Source organism: Pseudooceanicola endophyticus (assembly GCF_018760365.1).
GTDB lineage: Bacteria > Pseudomonadota > Alphaproteobacteria > Rhodobacterales > Rhodobacteraceae > Pseudooceanicola > Pseudooceanicola endophyticus.
The window spans coordinates 126375-141315 of record NZ_JAHIAB010000008.1 but is presented as its reverse complement, the minus strand read 5'-3'; the positions used below and the strand labels follow the sequence as shown (position 1 = coordinate 141315).

At 70.8% G+C, this 14941-nt stretch carries 12 protein-coding genes; 5 read left to right on the top strand and 7 right to left on the bottom strand.

Going from position 1 to position 14941, the window contains the following annotated elements; translation table 11 throughout:
- Positions 1-50 precede the first annotated feature (50 nt).
- The 4 genes from KM176_RS14865 to KM176_RS14850 all read left to right on the top strand — a co-directional run bounded on the left by KM176_RS14865 (position 51) and on the right by KM176_RS14850 (position 7041).
- Complete coding sequence (locus KM176_RS14865) at positions 51-3698, top strand: M10 family metallopeptidase (protein WP_160894688.1); 3648 nt, start codon at positions 51-53, stop codon at positions 3696-3698.
- Positions 3699-3807: 109 nt separating this feature from the next.
- On the top strand, positions 3808-4998 hold the full coding sequence (locus tag KM176_RS14860; protein WP_160894689.1) for an MFS transporter: 1191 nt from the start codon (positions 3808-3810) through the stop codon (positions 4996-4998).
- Positions 4995-5975: a GlxA family transcriptional regulator gene (locus KM176_RS14855; protein WP_202397828.1), complete on the top strand. Its 981-nt coding sequence runs from the start codon at positions 4995-4997 to the stop codon at positions 5973-5975. The genes KM176_RS14860 and KM176_RS14855 overlap by 4 nt, the downstream gene beginning before the upstream one ends.
- Before the next feature lie 232 nt (positions 5976-6207).
- Complete coding sequence (locus KM176_RS14850; RefSeq protein WP_160894690.1) at positions 6208-7041, top strand: hypothetical protein; 834 nt, start codon at positions 6208-6210, stop codon at positions 7039-7041.
- A 20-nt stretch (positions 7042-7061) separates the two neighbouring features.
- Here KM176_RS14850 and KM176_RS14845 read toward each other — a convergent pair whose 3' ends face one another.
- The 7 genes from KM176_RS14845 to KM176_RS14815 all read right to left on the bottom strand — a co-directional run bounded on the left by KM176_RS14845 (position 7062) and on the right by KM176_RS14815 (position 13456).
- Complete coding sequence (locus KM176_RS14845; RefSeq protein WP_160894691.1) at positions 7062-8036, bottom strand: arginase family protein; 975 nt, start codon at positions 8034-8036, stop codon at positions 7062-7064.
- A 48-nt stretch (positions 8037-8084) separates the two neighbouring features.
- Positions 8085-8774: an ABC transporter permease gene (locus tag KM176_RS14840; protein ID WP_160894692.1), complete on the bottom strand. Its 690-nt coding sequence runs from the start codon at positions 8772-8774 to the stop codon at positions 8085-8087.
- Positions 8771-9460: an ABC transporter permease gene (locus tag KM176_RS14835; RefSeq protein WP_160894693.1), complete on the bottom strand. Its 690-nt coding sequence runs from the start codon at positions 9458-9460 to the stop codon at positions 8771-8773. Before KM176_RS14835 ends, KM176_RS14840 begins: the two co-directional genes overlap by 4 nt.
- A gap of 5 nt (positions 9461-9465) precedes the next feature.
- Complete coding sequence (locus KM176_RS14830) at positions 9466-10218, bottom strand: transporter substrate-binding domain-containing protein (RefSeq protein WP_160894694.1); 753 nt, start codon at positions 10216-10218, stop codon at positions 9466-9468.
- Positions 10219-10280: 62 nt separating this feature from the next.
- On the bottom strand, positions 10281-11054 hold the full coding sequence (locus KM176_RS14825) for an ABC transporter ATP-binding protein (protein ID WP_160894695.1): 774 nt from the start codon (positions 11052-11054) through the stop codon (positions 10281-10283).
- A 279-nt stretch (positions 11055-11333) separates the two neighbouring features.
- Positions 11334-12251: a LysR substrate-binding domain-containing protein gene (locus KM176_RS14820; protein WP_160894696.1), complete on the bottom strand. Its 918-nt coding sequence runs from the start codon at positions 12249-12251 to the stop codon at positions 11334-11336.
- Between the two features lie 71 nt (positions 12252-12322).
- Complete coding sequence (locus KM176_RS14815) at positions 12323-13456, bottom strand: citrate synthase (protein WP_160894697.1); 1134 nt, start codon at positions 13454-13456, stop codon at positions 12323-12325.
- 72 nt (positions 13457-13528) lie between these two features.
- Here KM176_RS14815 and KM176_RS14810 point away from each other — a divergent pair, with 72 nt between their 5' ends.
- On the top strand, positions 13529-14866 hold the full coding sequence (locus KM176_RS14810; RefSeq protein WP_160894698.1) for a CoA transferase: 1338 nt from the start codon (positions 13529-13531) through the stop codon (positions 14864-14866).
- Positions 14867-14941 lie beyond the last annotated feature (75 nt).

The window sequence follows — 14941 nt, the reverse complement described above, 5'->3', positions numbered from 1 at the left end:
TTCCGCGCCCGGCCCCGGTCCGCGCCCCAAAGGTTGATGCCATGTGCCTCATGTGCCAAGCCCTGAACCCTTCCGCGACGGGCTATGACAGCCACGGACTGGTCAACCTGACCACGACCGGTACCGGCGCCGTCCCCACGGCAGCCGCGCTGCCGACCTACAGCGTCGACCAGGCCGCCTACCAGCTGACCCACGGGTTCTGGGCCTCGGTCGGCTCTGGCAGCCGGCATTTCGATGTGCAGAGCGGCGGCACGCTGACCGTCAACCTGACCGCGCTCGGCAGCACCGCGAAGGCCACGGCGCTGAAGGCGCTCGATGCCTGGTCGCAGGTCACCGGGCTGACCTTCGTGCAGGCCAGCGGCGCCGACATCACCTTCGGATCGTCGCAATCGGGTGCCTATGCCACCTCCTCCACCATCGGGGAGCGCATCGTCTCGTCCAATGTCAACGTGCATGACAGCTGGCAGGGCTACGGCGACTACTACCTGCAGACCTACATCCACGAGATCGGCCATGCCCTTGGGCTGGGCCATGCCGGCAACTACAACGGCACCGCCGATTTCAACACCCAGGCGGTCTTTGCCAACGACAGCTGGTCGATGTCGGTGATGTCCTACTTCAGCCAGAGCCAGAATCCCAACATCGCCAACAGCTACGCCTTCACCGCGACGCCGCAGCTGGCCGACATCGTGGCGATCCAGAATCTCTACGGCGCCGCGACCACGGTGAACACCGGCAACACCGTCTATGGCGACAATGCCAATGTCAGCCAGACCGGCATGACCCTGACCGGCTGGGCGGTCTGCCTGCTGGACAATGGCGGCAGCGATGCGATCAACCTCGCGAGCCGCGCCGCGGCGCAGCGCCTTGACCTGAACGCCGAGGCCTATTCCGACGTCGACGGCAAGATCAACGTCCTCTCCATCGCCCGCGGCACGGTGATCGAGAACGCCTTCACCGGGTCGGGCAACGACACGATCACCGGCAATGCCGCCGACAACCTGCTGTCGGGTGGCGGCGGCAACGACCTGATCCGCGGTGGCGACGGTCAGGACAGCCTGATCGGCGGCAGCGGGGCGGATACGCTCTGGGGCGGGGCGGGCAGCGATGCCTTCATCTTCACCGCCCTGTCGGAGGCCGGCGACACCATCGCCGACCTGTCGCTGGCGGACCGGGACTGGATCGACCTGGGCGGCCTGCTGGCCGGGCTGGGCCTGACCGGCGCCTCGGCGCTCAGCGATGCCATCGCGGCGGGGGTGATCCGGCTGCAGGCCGCGACCGGCGGCGCCGACCTGATGATCGATGCCGACGGCAGCGGCGCGGGGGCCGCCCAGCGGTTGGCCTTCCTCAGCGGGATCAGCGCCGGGGCCGACCTGGCCGCCCTGCTGAGCGGCACGGGATCGGGCGACGGCGCGACCGTCACGGATCCGGAGGCCGGGATCGACACGCTCTTCTCGGTGACCGACGCGGTGCTGCGTGGCTGGGGCACCGGCTGGCTGCTGAGCGATGTCGATGGCGGGCGCGACACGCTGGACCTGCGGACGCTGCGCGGCTCGGTGGTGCTGGACCTGGGGGCCGGCCAGAGCAGCACGATCGCCGGCAAGGTTCTGACCATCGGCAGCGCCACGGTGATAGAGAACGCGCGCACCGGCCTTGGCCACGACAGGATCCTGGGCAATGCCAGCGCCAACCGGATCGAGGGCAACGCCGGCAACGACACCCTGAGCGGCCTGGCCGGCAACGACACGCTGCTGGGCGGGCTGGGCAACGACCTTGCAGAGGGCGGTCTGGGCGATGACCTGTTCGACGGCTCGGCGGGCAACGACCTGGCCTATGGCGGGGAAGGCAACGACACGCTGCTGGGCGGGATCGGCGTCGACCGGCTGTTCGGCGGCTCGGGCGACGATCTGGTCGACGGTGGCACCGGGAACGGCACCCTTGCGGGTGGCGCGGGCAATGACACCCTGATCGGCGGCACTGGCAACGACAACCTGACCGGGGACGAGGGCGATGACCGGATGACCGCCGGGGCCGGCAACGATATCGGCGACGGCGGACTGGGTAATGACCTGTTCGACGGCGGCGCCGGCAACGACCTGGCCTATGGCGGGGCCGGGGGCGACACGCTGCTGGGCGGGATCGGCGTCGACCGGCTGTTCGGTGGCTCGGGCGATGATGTGCTGGACGGCGGCGCCGGCAACGGTCTGCTGGTCGGCGGCGCCGGGCGGGATCTGCTGACCGGGGGATCGGGGATCGACAATCTGAAGGGCGACGAGGGCAATGACACCCTGCGCGCGGGCGCGGGCAACGATCTGGCCTCTGGCGGGGCGGGCAATGACCTGATCGACGGCGAGGCCGGCAATGACCGCCTTTTCGGCGGCACCGGCAACGACAGCCTGACCGGCGGGGCGGGCAACGACCAGCTGCGCGGCGACTCCGGCGACGACCTGCTGGACGGCGGCAGCGGCAATGGCCTGCTGATCGGCGGCACCGGCAACGATACCCTGCTGGGAGGCTCGGGGATCGACAACCTGCAGGGCGATGAGGGCCACGATACCCTGCGGGCGGGCGCGGGCAACGATCTGGCCAACGGCGGGGCGGGCAACGACCTGATCGAGGCGGGCGACGGCAATGACCGCGCCTATGGCGGCACGGGCAAGGACACGCTGCTGGGGGGCTTCGGCCTTGACCTGCTCTACGGCCTGTCCGGCGACGACCTGATCGATGGCGGCGACGGCAATGACCGCGCCTTCGGCGGGGCCGGAAACGACACCCTGCGCGGCGGGGCGGGCGATGACCAGCTGCGCGGCGAAGCCGGCAATGACCAGCTGGAGGGCGGCGACGGGCGCAACATCCTGATCGGCGGCGATGGGGACGACACGCTGCTGGGCGGCGCCCAGGACGACCAGCTGTCCGGCGATGCGGGCCGCGACCTGCTCTCGGGCGGCGCGGGACGCGACCGGATGCTGGGCGGGCTGGGCGACGATCTGCTCTCGGGGGGGCTGGGCGATGACAGCCTTTACGGCGACGATGGCAACGACACCCTGCACGGAGAGGACGGCAACGACCTGCTGTACGGGCGGACCGGCAATGACCTGATCACCGGCGGCAGCGGCAATGACCGTCTCTTTGGCGACCAGGGACTGGACACGCTGGAGGGCGGGGCGGGCAACGACCAGCTGGACGGCGGCGCGGGGGGCGATGTGCTGCGCGGCGGCGACGGCCTTGACCTGCTGCGTGGCGGCGCCGAGGACGACCTGCTGGACGGCGGCACCGGGGTCGACCGGCTTTACGGCGATGCCGGCAACGATACCCTGCTGGGCGGCGAAGGCGCCGACAGCCTGGACGGCGGCACCGGAAACGACGTGCTGAGCGGGGGGCTGGGCGCGGACATATTGCGCGGCGGGCTGGGCGCCGATGTCTTCGTCTTCGAGGCGCTGGAGGAAGCCGGCGACCTGATCGCCGATTTCTCGCTCGCCTCCGGCGACGGGCTGCGGATCTCGGGGCTGCTGGCGGGCCAGGGGCTGACCCTTGCCCAGGCGCTGAGCGGCAACATGCTCTCTCTCAGCCTCTCGGGTCGGCGGGACGCGGCGCTGGACATCGACTTCGATGGCAGCGGCGGGGCCGAGGCGGTACGCCTGGCCGTGCTGGCAAATACCCGGGCCGCGACGGTGCTGGACGAATCCTGGCTGACCTGACCCGAAGGGGCATGGCGCGGAAACTGGCCAGATCTGCCGGATGATTGGCCACCGGGCCAGCCGCATCCCCGGCATCCTGTCGGCACATGACAGGACGAAAGGACCGCCCATGCCCCGCCCCTTCACCGGGATCTCGCGCAATGCGATGCTCCTGATGCTTTGCAACGCGCTGTTCATCTGCGCGATCTCCATCGATCTGGCGCTGACCGGGATCGTCGGCTTCCAGCTCTCTCCGGCGCCCTGGCTGGCCACCCTGCCCTTCGCGCTGATCACCGTGGGCACCGCCCTGACCACCTGGGCCGCCTCCGGCCTGATGGAGCGGATCGGACGGCGCGGCGGCTTCCTGCTGGGCAGCACCGCCGGGCTGAGCGGCGGCGCGATCTCGGTCTGGGCGGTACTGCACGGGCTGTTCTGGCCGTTCTGCCTCGGCACCGCGCTGGTCGGCGTCTGGCAGGCCTTTTCGCAGTATTACCGTCTGGCCGTGGCCGATACCGCCCCGCCCGAACGCAAGGGTCGGCTGATCTCCTGGGTGCTGACAGGCGGGCTGATCGCCGCCCTCGCCGGACCCGTTCTGGCCGAGCACAGCCGCGGCTGGCTGGGCGATCCCTTCTTTGCCGGGGCCTACCTGGCGGTGGCGATCCTGGCGGCGCTGTCGCTGCTGCTGATGCTGGCCTACCGCGAGGCGCCCCGCCCGGAGGAGGCCCTGCCGCCGCTCCGGCCCGCGCTGCGCAGCCTGATCGCCCGGCCCGACTACCGCGCGGCCCTGGTCACCTCCATCACCGCCGGGGTGGTGATGATGACGCTGATGACCGCCGCGCCGCTGGCCGCCGTGGCCTGCGGGCTGGGGGTCGACCGCGCCACCAGCATCATCCAGTGGCACCTGCTGGGAATGTACGGCCCCTCGCTCTTTACGGGGTTGCTGATCGCGCGGCTGGGTCTGGGCCGGATGCTTCAGAGCGGCCTCGCGGTGCTGGGGCTTTGCGTCGTGGTCGGGATTACGGCACAGGGTGACCTGGGCTTCCATGTCGCGCTTATGCTGCTGGGGCTGGGGTGGAACTTTCTGTTTGTCGGCGGCACCACGCTTCTGGCGCAAAGCCATGCGCCCCGCGAACGGGCCCGCGCCCAGGGCTTTGCCGAGATGCTGCGCTATGGTGCCACGGCGCTTGGCGCGCTCTCTGCCGGGCCGCTCCAGGCCGTGCTGGGTTGGCAGGCACTGAACCTTGCGGTCCTGCCATTGCTTGCGCTGGCCAGCTGGGTCACCCTTGGCTGGCACCGCAAGAACAGGATGGCCGCCGCGTGACCCAGACCCCGCACCTTGTTGTCCTCCTCGCCTCCGAGGGGGTCAACATGATCGACCTCGGAGGGCCGATGCAGGCCTTTGCCTCGTGCAACGCAGAGGCCGGACAAGAGCTTTACCGCCTGGTCACCGCCTCGGCGCGGGGCGGCCCGCTGCGCACCGGCCCGGGCCTGATGGTCGAGACGGTGGCCGCCGACACCCTGGACCCCGCCGCAATCGGCACGCTGATCGTGCCGGGCGGCAGCACCACCGGACGCCCGCCGCAGGACCGTCCGCTCTCGGCCTGGCTGGCGGCGCACGGCCCCCGGGTCGGGCGGCTCTGCTCGGTCTGCACCGGGGCCTTCCTGCTGGGCGCGGCGGGGCTTCTGTCGGGACGGCGGGCGGTGACCCACTGGCGCTGGAGCGGCGAGCTGCAGCGCCGCTGCCCCGAGGCAAGGATCGAGCTTGACCCGATCTTCATCGAGGATCACGGCCTCTGGACCTCCGCCGGGGTCAGTTCCGGCATCGACCTGGCGCTGGCGCTGATCACCCGCGACCACGGGCGCGCCATGGCCATGGCGGTGGCCCGGACGCTGGTCGTCTATGTCACCCGCGACGGCGGGCAGGCGCAGTTCTCGGTGCCGCTGGAGGCCCAGAGCCGCGCCGACGACAGCTTTGCCGCCCTCGACAGCTGGATCATGGCGCATCTGGGCGCGCGGCTCGACCTGGAGACGCTGGCCGCCCGGGCCGGAATGTCGGAGCGCACCTTCCGGCGCCGCTACCGCGCGGCCACGGGACGCTCTCCGGCGCAGGCGGTCGAGGCGTTCCGGCTGGAAGCCGCCGCCCAGGCCCTGGCCTCCGGGCCTCTCAGCCTCAAGGACATCGCCCGGCAGGTCGGCTGCGATGGCGAAAGCGCCCTGCTGCGCCTGTTCCGCCGCCACTACGGCGTCACCCCCAGCGAATACCGCCGCCGCTTCGCCCAGACGACCAGCACCGGCTGACCGGAACAGCCCCGCGCTTGCCCCCCGTGCCCGGGAATGCAAGGCTCTGTTACATCCACCGCGCCCGCCCTCACGACACCAGAGCATTCCCGGAGCGGATCCCATGAAAGCACTCGGCCTCATCGCGGCCCTGTTGGGTGCCGCCGGGCCGCTGGCGGCCCAGACCGCCCCGGCCCATGACTAGAGCTACCAGATCCACGAGGACCCGGGCCGCTTCCGCTCGGCCCGGCTGGTGCGCGACGACAACCAGCTGGCCTTCCAGTGCGGCACCGTTCTGAGTGACGAGGGCGGCCTTTGGGAAGAGCTGATCTTTTCCCGCCCCGGGCACCTGAACCTGCTGGCCGGCACGGCGCTGCTGGGCCCCTACGGGGCCGAGGTGCCCGATCCGCAGCGCGTTCAGGGCCAGGCTCGCGGCAGCGCGCTGGAGATGCCGGACTTCTTCTACGACGTCCTGGGCGGCACCGGCTGGGTGGCCGACCTGACCGCCGACGCCCCGCTGATCGCCGCCACACTGGAAGGCACCAAGGTAGCCCTGTCCCCGCAGCAGGGCGTCGCGCAGTTCGCCCTGTCCGGTGACGGGCTGGCCGGGGGCATGGCCCGGATGCTGGACTATTGCGGCATGGCGCCCCCCGCGCCGGACGCCGCCGCGATCCCGCCGGCGGACCTTGATCCGGCCCTTTTTGCCCGGGCCGAAGATGTGCTGCGCGGGCAATGCGCGGGCGGAGATTTCATCGCCGGCGCCGGGGTTTACCGAAGCGTCGATCTGACCGGAGACGACCTGCCCGACCTGGTTCTGAACGCCCGCGACCTGACCTGCAGCGGCGGGCTGTTCGACGGGCGCACGCCCGGATGCACGGATGGCATCTGCCGCTTCGACATCCTGACCACCCAGACCGGCACGCCGATGATCTTCTACGGTCGCGCGCTGGAACCGGTGCCCGGCACCCCGGGCGCGATGCGGATCTTCTTCGATGACGCGACCTGCCGCGAGGCCGACCGCCCCCCCGGCTGCGCCGCGCGGATGCGCTGGAGCGGCGACACCTTCGGGTCGGTCGGGATGGAGTGATCCCCGACCGACCGCAAAGCTCAGCCCGCGTCGACGGCCCGCGCGATCACCCCCATCGAGGTCATGATGATGCGCGCGAAGGTCAGCGCACCGATGCCGTCCACATCCCGTTCCGGCATGAATTCGACGAAATCCATCGCCCGGATGCGGCCCCGCGCCGCCACCCCCTCTATCAGGTCGCAGACATCGCCATAGCTCAGCCCCCCGGGCGCCCGCCCGATCACCCCGGGCAGGATCCCCGGATCAAGCGCATCGGCATCGATGCAGATCACCACGTCGGCGCCGCGCGGGATCATCTCCAGCACGGCGGCGGCGCCGATGCGGTGGAAGGTGCGGCCCGGCACGAAGGTCACGCCCCAGGCCAGCGCATCGGCGACATCGTTGACCCCGGCAGAGCCGATGCCGCGCGCGCCCACCTGGACGATGCGTTCGACCTGGCTCAGCTCGGAGGCGCGGCGCATGGTCGAGGACAGGCCCTGCGTCTCGTCCATGTGGCTGTCGCGCCAGTCGATATGGGCGTCGATCTGCAACACCGTCAGCTTGCGCCCCTCGGCGGCAGCCCGGGCATTCACCGCCTCGAGCATCGGGATCGGCACGGAATCGTCGCCCCCCATCAGCAGCGGCACGGCGCCGCGCTCCAGCAGGGTGGCGATGGCGGTGCGGATCGCCTCGCGGTTGGCGGCAGGCTGCCCCTCCTGGTGGGGCAGGTTGCCGCAATCGACCGCGCGCAGCTCGGGCCGGGGAAAGAGCCGGCCACCCAGATCGAAATCGTGGTGATCCAGGTTGGCGGTGAAGGCGCGGGTGGCCAGGCGCAGCGCATCGGGCCCCTCGGCACAGTAGGAGCCGACCGAGGCATAGGGCGTGGCGCCCGGCGCCCCGATCAGCGCCATGGGCGCGGTGACGGCGGACAGCTCCGGCGCTGCGGCGAGGCCCAGGAAGGTGGTCTCGGTTCCGGCGGCGCCATAGAGCGCACCGAGGTTGGGAGAAGAGGTCATCGGATGTCCTTCGGCAGGGGCACGGGCCACGGGAACCCGCGCGATGGATCAGCGGCGCAGCCGCAGGTAGCGGGCGTGGCGGGCCTCAAGGATCTGGAAGCCGCCGACCAGAACGGCCGTCAGCCCAAGGTAGATCAGCGCCGCCGCCGCGTAGGGCTCAAGCTGGATGTAGTAGTTCAGGGTCAGGTTGCGGGCGACGCCCGTCACCTCGAGCAGCGTCACGGTGGAGGCCAGCGAGGTGGCATGAAGCATCATGATCACCTCGTTGCCGTAAAGCGGCAGGGCGCGGGTCAGCATGGCGGGGATGAGGATCCGCCGCGCCGCCTGCAGGGGCGAGAAGCCGCAGGCGCGGGCCGCCTCGACCTCTCCTTTCGGGATGGCGCGCAGACCGCCCGCGAAGATCTCGGTCGTGTAGGCACCCGAGTTCAGCACGAAGGTCAGGATGGCGCAGACCAGCGGGCTGGACAGCCAGGGCCACAGAATACTGGCGCGCAGCCAGCCGAATTGCGCCAGGCCGAAATAGATCAGGAACAGCTGCACCAGCAGCGGCGTACCGCGGAAAAGCGTGGTGTAGACCTGCACGGCGCCGGAAATCCGGCGGTCGGCACTGTTGCGGGCAAAGGCCAGCGGCACCGCAAGACAGAAGGCCAGCAGCAGCGACACCACCGTCAGCAGCAGGGTCAGCCGGGCGCCGGCGGCATATTGGCCAAGGTTCTCGGTGACGACGTACCAGTTCATGCGCGCGCTCCCGTCCGGGCCGGATCAAGCCGGCGGCCCAGCCGCGCCAGCGCCCAGGTCGAGCCCAGGGTGACCAGCAGGTAGAAACCGGCCGCGACAAGGTAGTAGGTGAAGGGCTGGCCCGTCGCCTCGGCGGCGGCCTTGGCGCGGAACATCACGTCCTGCAACCCGATGAGCGAGACAAGGGCCGTCGCCTTGACCAGCACCAGCCAGTTGTTGGTGAAACCGGGCAGCGCCAGCAGGGCCATCTGCGGCAGGGTGATCCGCAGGAAGATCCGCAGCGGATGCAGGCCAAGCGCCTGCGCCGCCTCGATCTGGCCCGCAGGGATGTTGCCAAGGGCGCTTCGGAAGGTTTCCGACATGTAGGCGCTGAAGAGGATGCCCAGGGTCACGGTGCCCGCCGCGAAGGGCGAGAAATCGACATAAAGATCGATCCCCGCCCGCTCCAGCAGCTGGTTGATCAGCGCCGGCAGGCTGTAGAACGCCAGCAGCATCATCACCAGGTCGGGGATGCCCCGGATCACGAAGGTAAAGGCCACGGCCAGCCCGGCCAGCCAGCGCCGCCCCGACAGCCGCGCCCCGGCCAGCGCCAGCCCCAGGGCGCTGGCCAGGACCAGCGCCCCGATCGCCAGCAGCAGCGTCAGGCCCGCCGCAGCCAGGATCGTGGAGGCAAATTGCACGACCATGCGGCTCAGTCGCCGAAATAGGTCTTGTTCAGGGCCGCCAGCGTGCCGTCTTCGCGGATTTTCGCAAGGCCCGCGTTGACCGCCTTCACCAGCTCCGGATCGCGCTTGTTCAGGGCGATGGCGACACCCTCGCCCAGCTCGGGGCTGTCCTCACCGGTATAGCGCGGGCCGGTCAGGGCGTAATCGGCGCCCTCGGGCGATTTCAGGAAGGAATAGCGGATCTGCGCCTCGTAGCTGATCGTCACGTCCGCCCGACCGCCGGTCAGATCCAGGTAGGTGGCCGAGCCGCTGTCGTAGCGCTTGATCTTCGCCTTGGGAAACTCCGCGGTGACGAACTTGTCCATCGGGGTGCCGGTCTGCACGGCGATGGTCTTGCCGGCCAGCCCCTCGGGCGAGATGTCGATGCCGCTGTCCTTCCTGGCCACGAAGCGGAAGATCGGGTGGCTGTAGATATCGGAGAAGGCGATGATCTTGCGGCGCTGGTCGGTCACCGTCAGCTGAGAGATCAGCGCGTCGTACTTGCCCTGCATCAGGCCGGGGATCATGCCGTCCCAGGCAGCGGGCTGGATGTCGCACGCCAGCGCGGCCGCCTTGCAGACGGCGGTCATCAGGTCGATGTCGTAGCCCACCAGCTTGCCGTCGGCATCCAGGGATTCGAAGGGCGGAAAGGTCGCGTCGGTGGCGATCCTGAGCGTTTCGGCATGGGCCGGAACGGCCAGGGCAACCATCGCGGCAAGGCAGGCAGAGAGGCGTTTCATCGGGTCTTCCTTGAGGTCTTTGGGGATCGGATCCGGCGGGCCAGGCGCCGCGCCGGGGGCGTTCAGGGCTGCAGCCGGCCCGCCAGAAAGCGTTGCAGGCGGGGGTTTTCGGTGCGGGTGAAAATGTCCTCGGGCGGGCCCTCGGCGCCGATACGGCCCTCTTCGAGGAAGACGACCCGGGTCGAGGCATGGCGGGCAAAGCCCATCTCGTGGGTGACGACGATCATGGTGCGGCCTTCCTCGGCCAGCGCCTGCATGACCTTCAGCACCTCGGCCACCCGTTCGGGATCAAGTGCGCTGGTGGGTTCGTCGAACAGCATCACCTCGGGCTCCATGCAGAGCGCGCGGGCAATGGCGACCCGCTGCTGCTGACCACCCGAGAGCTGGCCGGGATGGCGGTTCAGCACGGTTTCGGGCAGGCCGACCTTGGCAAGGGTACGCCGCGCCAGGTCCTCGGCCTCCGCGCGGCTCTTGCCCAGCACCTGGCGCGGCGCCTCGGTGAGGTTGTGCAGGATGGTCATGTGCGACCACAGGCAGAAATCCTGGAACACCATCGACAGCCGCGCCCGCATCCGCCGCAGCTGCTTCGGATCGGCGGCGCCCAACCGGCCATCCCTCTGCCGGGCCAGGGCCAGCGCCTCGCCCTCCAGAAGGATGCGGCCCGCATCGGGGCGCTCCAGCAGGTTGAGGCAGCGCAGCAGGGTGCTCTTGCCCGAGCCGCTCGAGCCGATCAGGCTGATCACGTCGCCCGCACCCGCGGTCAGGGACACGCCGCGCAGCACCTCGTGGGTGCCATAGGATTTGCGGATGCCCTCGGCCCGCAGTTTCTCGGTCATCTTGGCCTCCCGGGGGTCGGTCGTTCAGCGTCGCCCGGAGCTATCCCGGGCCGCGCCGCCAAGCACAAATGATGGATTTTCACATGATCATTCTGATTTTCTCATGAGTCCGCCCCTTCGGGCGCCATTCCCCGACGGAAATACCCGATAAGGTGAGAATTTCTCATGAGATTGCGGCCCTTCCCGATGGCCCCTGCGCCCCCGGAGACACGGGCGACCGGCGCCTGTCCCGGGTCCCGCCCCTGCGGCGTGATCAAAATACATGCAGATCGGCCCCGTTCAGCCGCCGGGCTCTGCCGCGCCCTGGCCGAAGCGGGTCAGCAGCCAGCCCAGGAACAGGCGCACCACAGGGCGTTCCTGGATCTCGGGTCGATGGGTGACGTACCAGCCGCCGTTGGGCCGGATCGCCTGCCGGAACGGCCGCATCAGCCGTCCCGAGGCCAGGTCGCCCCGCGCCAGCGTGTCACTGGCCAGCGCGCAGCCGACGCCGTTCTGCGCCAGGTCGATGGCGGTGCCCAGATCGCTGCAGTAGACGTTGCGGGCAAAGCGGGCGGTGTCGCGGATCCCCGCCAGCGCCAGCCAGCGCCGCCATTCCTCGCCATTGTCCCAGTGCAGCAGCACCACCTCGGCCAGGTCGGCGGGGCGACGCAGCGGATGTCCGATCCGGTTCAGCAGCGCCGGCGCGCAGACCGGCGCGATCGCGGTCTCGCTCAGCAGGGTCGACACCAGCCCCGGCCAGTCGCCGGTGCCGAAGGTGATGCCGATGGCCTCGCCCAGCTGTTCGGAGATGGCGGGGTTGTCGGCCAGCCGGATATGGCATTCGACCTTCGGGTGATCATCGCAGAAATCGGCCAGGTTGCGCGACAGCCAGCCGCTGGCGAACATCGGCGGGCACAGCAGGTCCAGCCGCCCGCCCTCGACCCCGCTTTCCGCAAGGCGCAGCGCCGTGCCGTAGATCTGGCGCAGACTGGCCGACACGTCGCGCGCGAAGATCTCTCCGGCCTCGGTCAGCTGCACGCCGCGCCCGGCCTTGCGGAACAGCGCGAAGCCCAGCACGCCCTCCAGCTTGCGGATCTGGTGGCTGATGGCGCTGTCCGAGACGTTCAGCTCGGCGGCGGCCAGGTGAAAGCTCAGGTGCCGGGCGGCCACCTCGAAGGTGCGCAGGCTGCCCAGCGGCAGATGTGCAGGATTGGCCATCGGACCCCCATGCCTGAGACGCAACCGGGACGGGATAGCCAGCCGGTCGCCAAAGCGCAAGCCGACCGCCCTCAGACCTTCCCGGCATAGCGCGCGCGCGGACGGATGAGGGCGCCGCTGTCGACCTGTTCCATCGCATGGGCCACCCAGCCGGCGGACCGGGCTGTGGCGAACAGCGCGAAGCCCGCCGCGTCCGACAAGCCATGGGCCAGCGTCAACGCCGCCAGCGCCGCGTCGATATTGGGTGCCAGGCCCAGCCGGTCGGACAGCGCCCGCACGGCGCCAAGCGCCGGTGCATCCCGGGGCAATCGTGCCAGCAGATGGCGCGCGCGCGGATCTCCGTCCGGGTATAGCGGATGCCCGAAACCGAAGGCATAGGGATCGGGCGCGCGGGCAAGAAAGGTATCGACCCGGTCCGCCCGGGCCGCCCGCAGGGCCCGCAGCGCCTGGACGGCCACCCCGCCATGGCGCGCCCCGCTGAGCGTCGCGAGACCGCAGATCAGCGCCGCCGGCAGGCTGGCCCCGGTCGAGGCCGCCACCCGCACCGCGAAGGTCGAAGGGTTGAGTTCGTGATCACTGAGCAGCACGAGCGCGCGGCGCAGATCCTCGCAGGCGGGCGGGGCAAGTCCCCAGGCCCGGCCCAGGCGCCGGTGCATCGGACCGCCACCCGCCCCTCCCATGAGCGCGCCGCCCATCGCCGACAGCAGGCTCCTCCCCTGCGCGGCCAGCACCGCGCGCTGTCCCGGCTGCATCGGACCCGCTGTCTCCACCGCCCGGGTCAGCCCGGCGAGCGCCCGCACCAGCGGTTCTGAGCCGGCGGACAGGCCCTCGCTGGCGGGGAAGGCCGCGACCGGCACGTCCCACAGATGCGCGGCCATCTCCTCCAGCGTCATCCGCTCGGCGCAATCCTCCACCGCAAGCCCCCGCAGCCACAGGCCGCCCTCCCGGACTTCCGACAGGGCGGTGGACAGCACCGGATCCCCCCAGCGGATCGCCTGTTCGGCCACCTCGGCCCGGGCGCGCGGACGATGGTTCTGGCGCGCCAGCGTCTCGATATCGGGACGGGCGTACAGCCGGTGCCGGGCATCGGCCAGGTCGACCTGCACCCGGATTTTCTTCCGGCTGACATAGGCATAGAGCGTCTGCGGCTTGACACCGAGCAGCGCGCAGGCCGTGCCCGCATCAATCCAGTCCGCATTTTTCATATTGATTATCTTGATCAAGATTTACCCAAGATCAATCCCGGTGTGGACTGCCCCGACCGCAGGGAGCCCGCCATGAGCCAGACCATAGACACCCAGATCCGCGACGCCCTCGGCTCCGCCCTGACGCCCGAGGTCACGATCGGCCTGCATCCCGCCGCGCCGCTGCGCGCCTGCTTCGCGGTCAGCGAACTGATCCTCGCCAGCCTCGGGGCGGCGGCCCGGGAATGCGCGGCGCTGAGCGGTGCGAGAGAGGTCTTGATCGACCAGCGGCAGGCGCAGCTGTGGTTTGCCATGACGCTGCGCCCCCGGGGCTGGGATCTGCCCTCGGCCTGGGACCCGGTGGCGGGGGACTACCGGACGGCGGATGGCTGGATCCGGCTGCACACCAATGCGCCGCATCACCGGGCTGCCGCCCTGCGGGTCCTGGACTGCGCGCCCGAACGGCTCCGCGTTGCCGAGGCCGTTGCCGGCTGGACGGGCGACATGCTCGAGACCGCGATCCTGGCGGCGGGCGGCGCCGCCGCCGCCATGCGCGACCTTAAGGCCTGGGCGGATCATCCGCAGGGCCGGGCCGTGGCCGCCGAACCGCTGATCGCCTGGGAGCTGAGCGGAGAGGCCCCCCGGGAAGCCCGGTTGCCGGGCCTGCGGGTGCTGGACCTGACGCGGGTCCTGGCCGGGCCGGTCGCGACGCGGTTTCTGGCCGGCTATGGCGCGGATGTGCTGCGCCTCGATCCGCCCGGCTGGCAGGAGCCGGGGGTGGAGCCCGAGGTGACCCTTGGCAAGCGCCGCGCCGGGCTGGATCTGCACCGCGCCGATGACCGGCAGCGCTTCGAAGCCCTGCTGGCAGAGGCCGACGTGCTGGTCCACGGCTACCGGCCCGGCGCCCTGGACCGCCTGGGCTACGGTGCGCCAGAGCGGCGGCGGCTGGCCCCCGGCCTGATCGACGTCAGCCTTGATGCCTATGGCTGGAGCGGCCCCTGGGCCGGTCGGCGCGGCTTCGACAGCCTGCTGCAGATGAGCACCGGCATCGCCGCCGAAGGGATGCGGCGGCGTGGGGCCGACCGCCCGGTGCCCCTGCCCGTCCAGGCGCTGGATCATGCCACCGGCTACCTGATGGCCGCGGCGGTGCTGCGCGTCCTGCGGCGGCGGGGCGCAACCGGAGAGATCCTGTCGGCCCGCCTGTCGCTAGCCCGGACCGCCGCCCTTCTGATCTCTGCCGGCACGCGGGATCCGCAGGGCATCCCGCCAGAGCCCCTTCCCCGGGACTTTGCCCCGCAGACCGAGGCCACCGGCTGGGGCCCGGCCCACCGCATCCGCTTTCCGCTCCGCATCCCGGGGCAGCCGGTACGCTGGCGGCATCCGGCCGGCCCCCTGCGCAGCGATCCGGCCCGCTGGACGCCCCGCCCCTGAGCCACGGCTGCCTGTCCCGCAGGCGCTTGCCCGGGCGGGGGGCACCGGCGGCGGCCCGCGCTTGACGCCCCGCCC

Excerpts from the sequence above, each read along its gene's own strand:
- KM176_RS14815 (WP_160894697.1), bottom strand. The coding sequence starts at position 13,456 with ATGAAAAATGCGGACTGGATTGATGCGGGCACGGCCTGCGCGCTGCTC.
- KM176_RS14835 (WP_160894693.1), bottom strand. The coding sequence starts at position 9,460 with ATGGTCGTGCAATTTGCCTCCACGATCCTGGCTGCGGCGGGCCTGACG.
- KM176_RS14865 (WP_160894688.1), top strand. The coding sequence starts at position 51 with ATGTGCCAAGCCCTGAACCCTTCCGCGACGGGCTATGACAGCCACGGA.
- KM176_RS14845 (WP_160894691.1), bottom strand. The coding sequence starts at position 8,036 with ATGACCTCTTCTCCCAACCTCGGTGCGCTCTATGGCGCCGCCGGAACC.
- KM176_RS14860 (WP_160894689.1), top strand. The coding sequence starts at position 3,808 with ATGCCCCGCCCCTTCACCGGGATCTCGCGCAATGCGATGCTCCTGATG.
- KM176_RS14825 (WP_160894695.1), bottom strand. The coding sequence starts at position 11,054 with ATGACCGAGAAACTGCGGGCCGAGGGCATCCGCAAATCCTATGGCACC.
- KM176_RS14830 (WP_160894694.1), bottom strand. The coding sequence starts at position 10,218 with ATGAAACGCCTCTCTGCCTGCCTTGCCGCGATGGTTGCCCTGGCCGTT.
- KM176_RS14820 (WP_160894696.1), bottom strand. The coding sequence starts at position 12,251 with ATGGCCAATCCTGCACATCTGCCGCTGGGCAGCCTGCGCACCTTCGAG.
- KM176_RS14810 (WP_160894698.1), top strand. The coding sequence starts at position 13,529 with ATGAGCCAGACCATAGACACCCAGATCCGCGACGCCCTCGGCTCCGCC.
- KM176_RS14840 (WP_160894692.1), bottom strand. The coding sequence starts at position 8,774 with ATGAACTGGTACGTCGTCACCGAGAACCTTGGCCAATATGCCGCCGGC.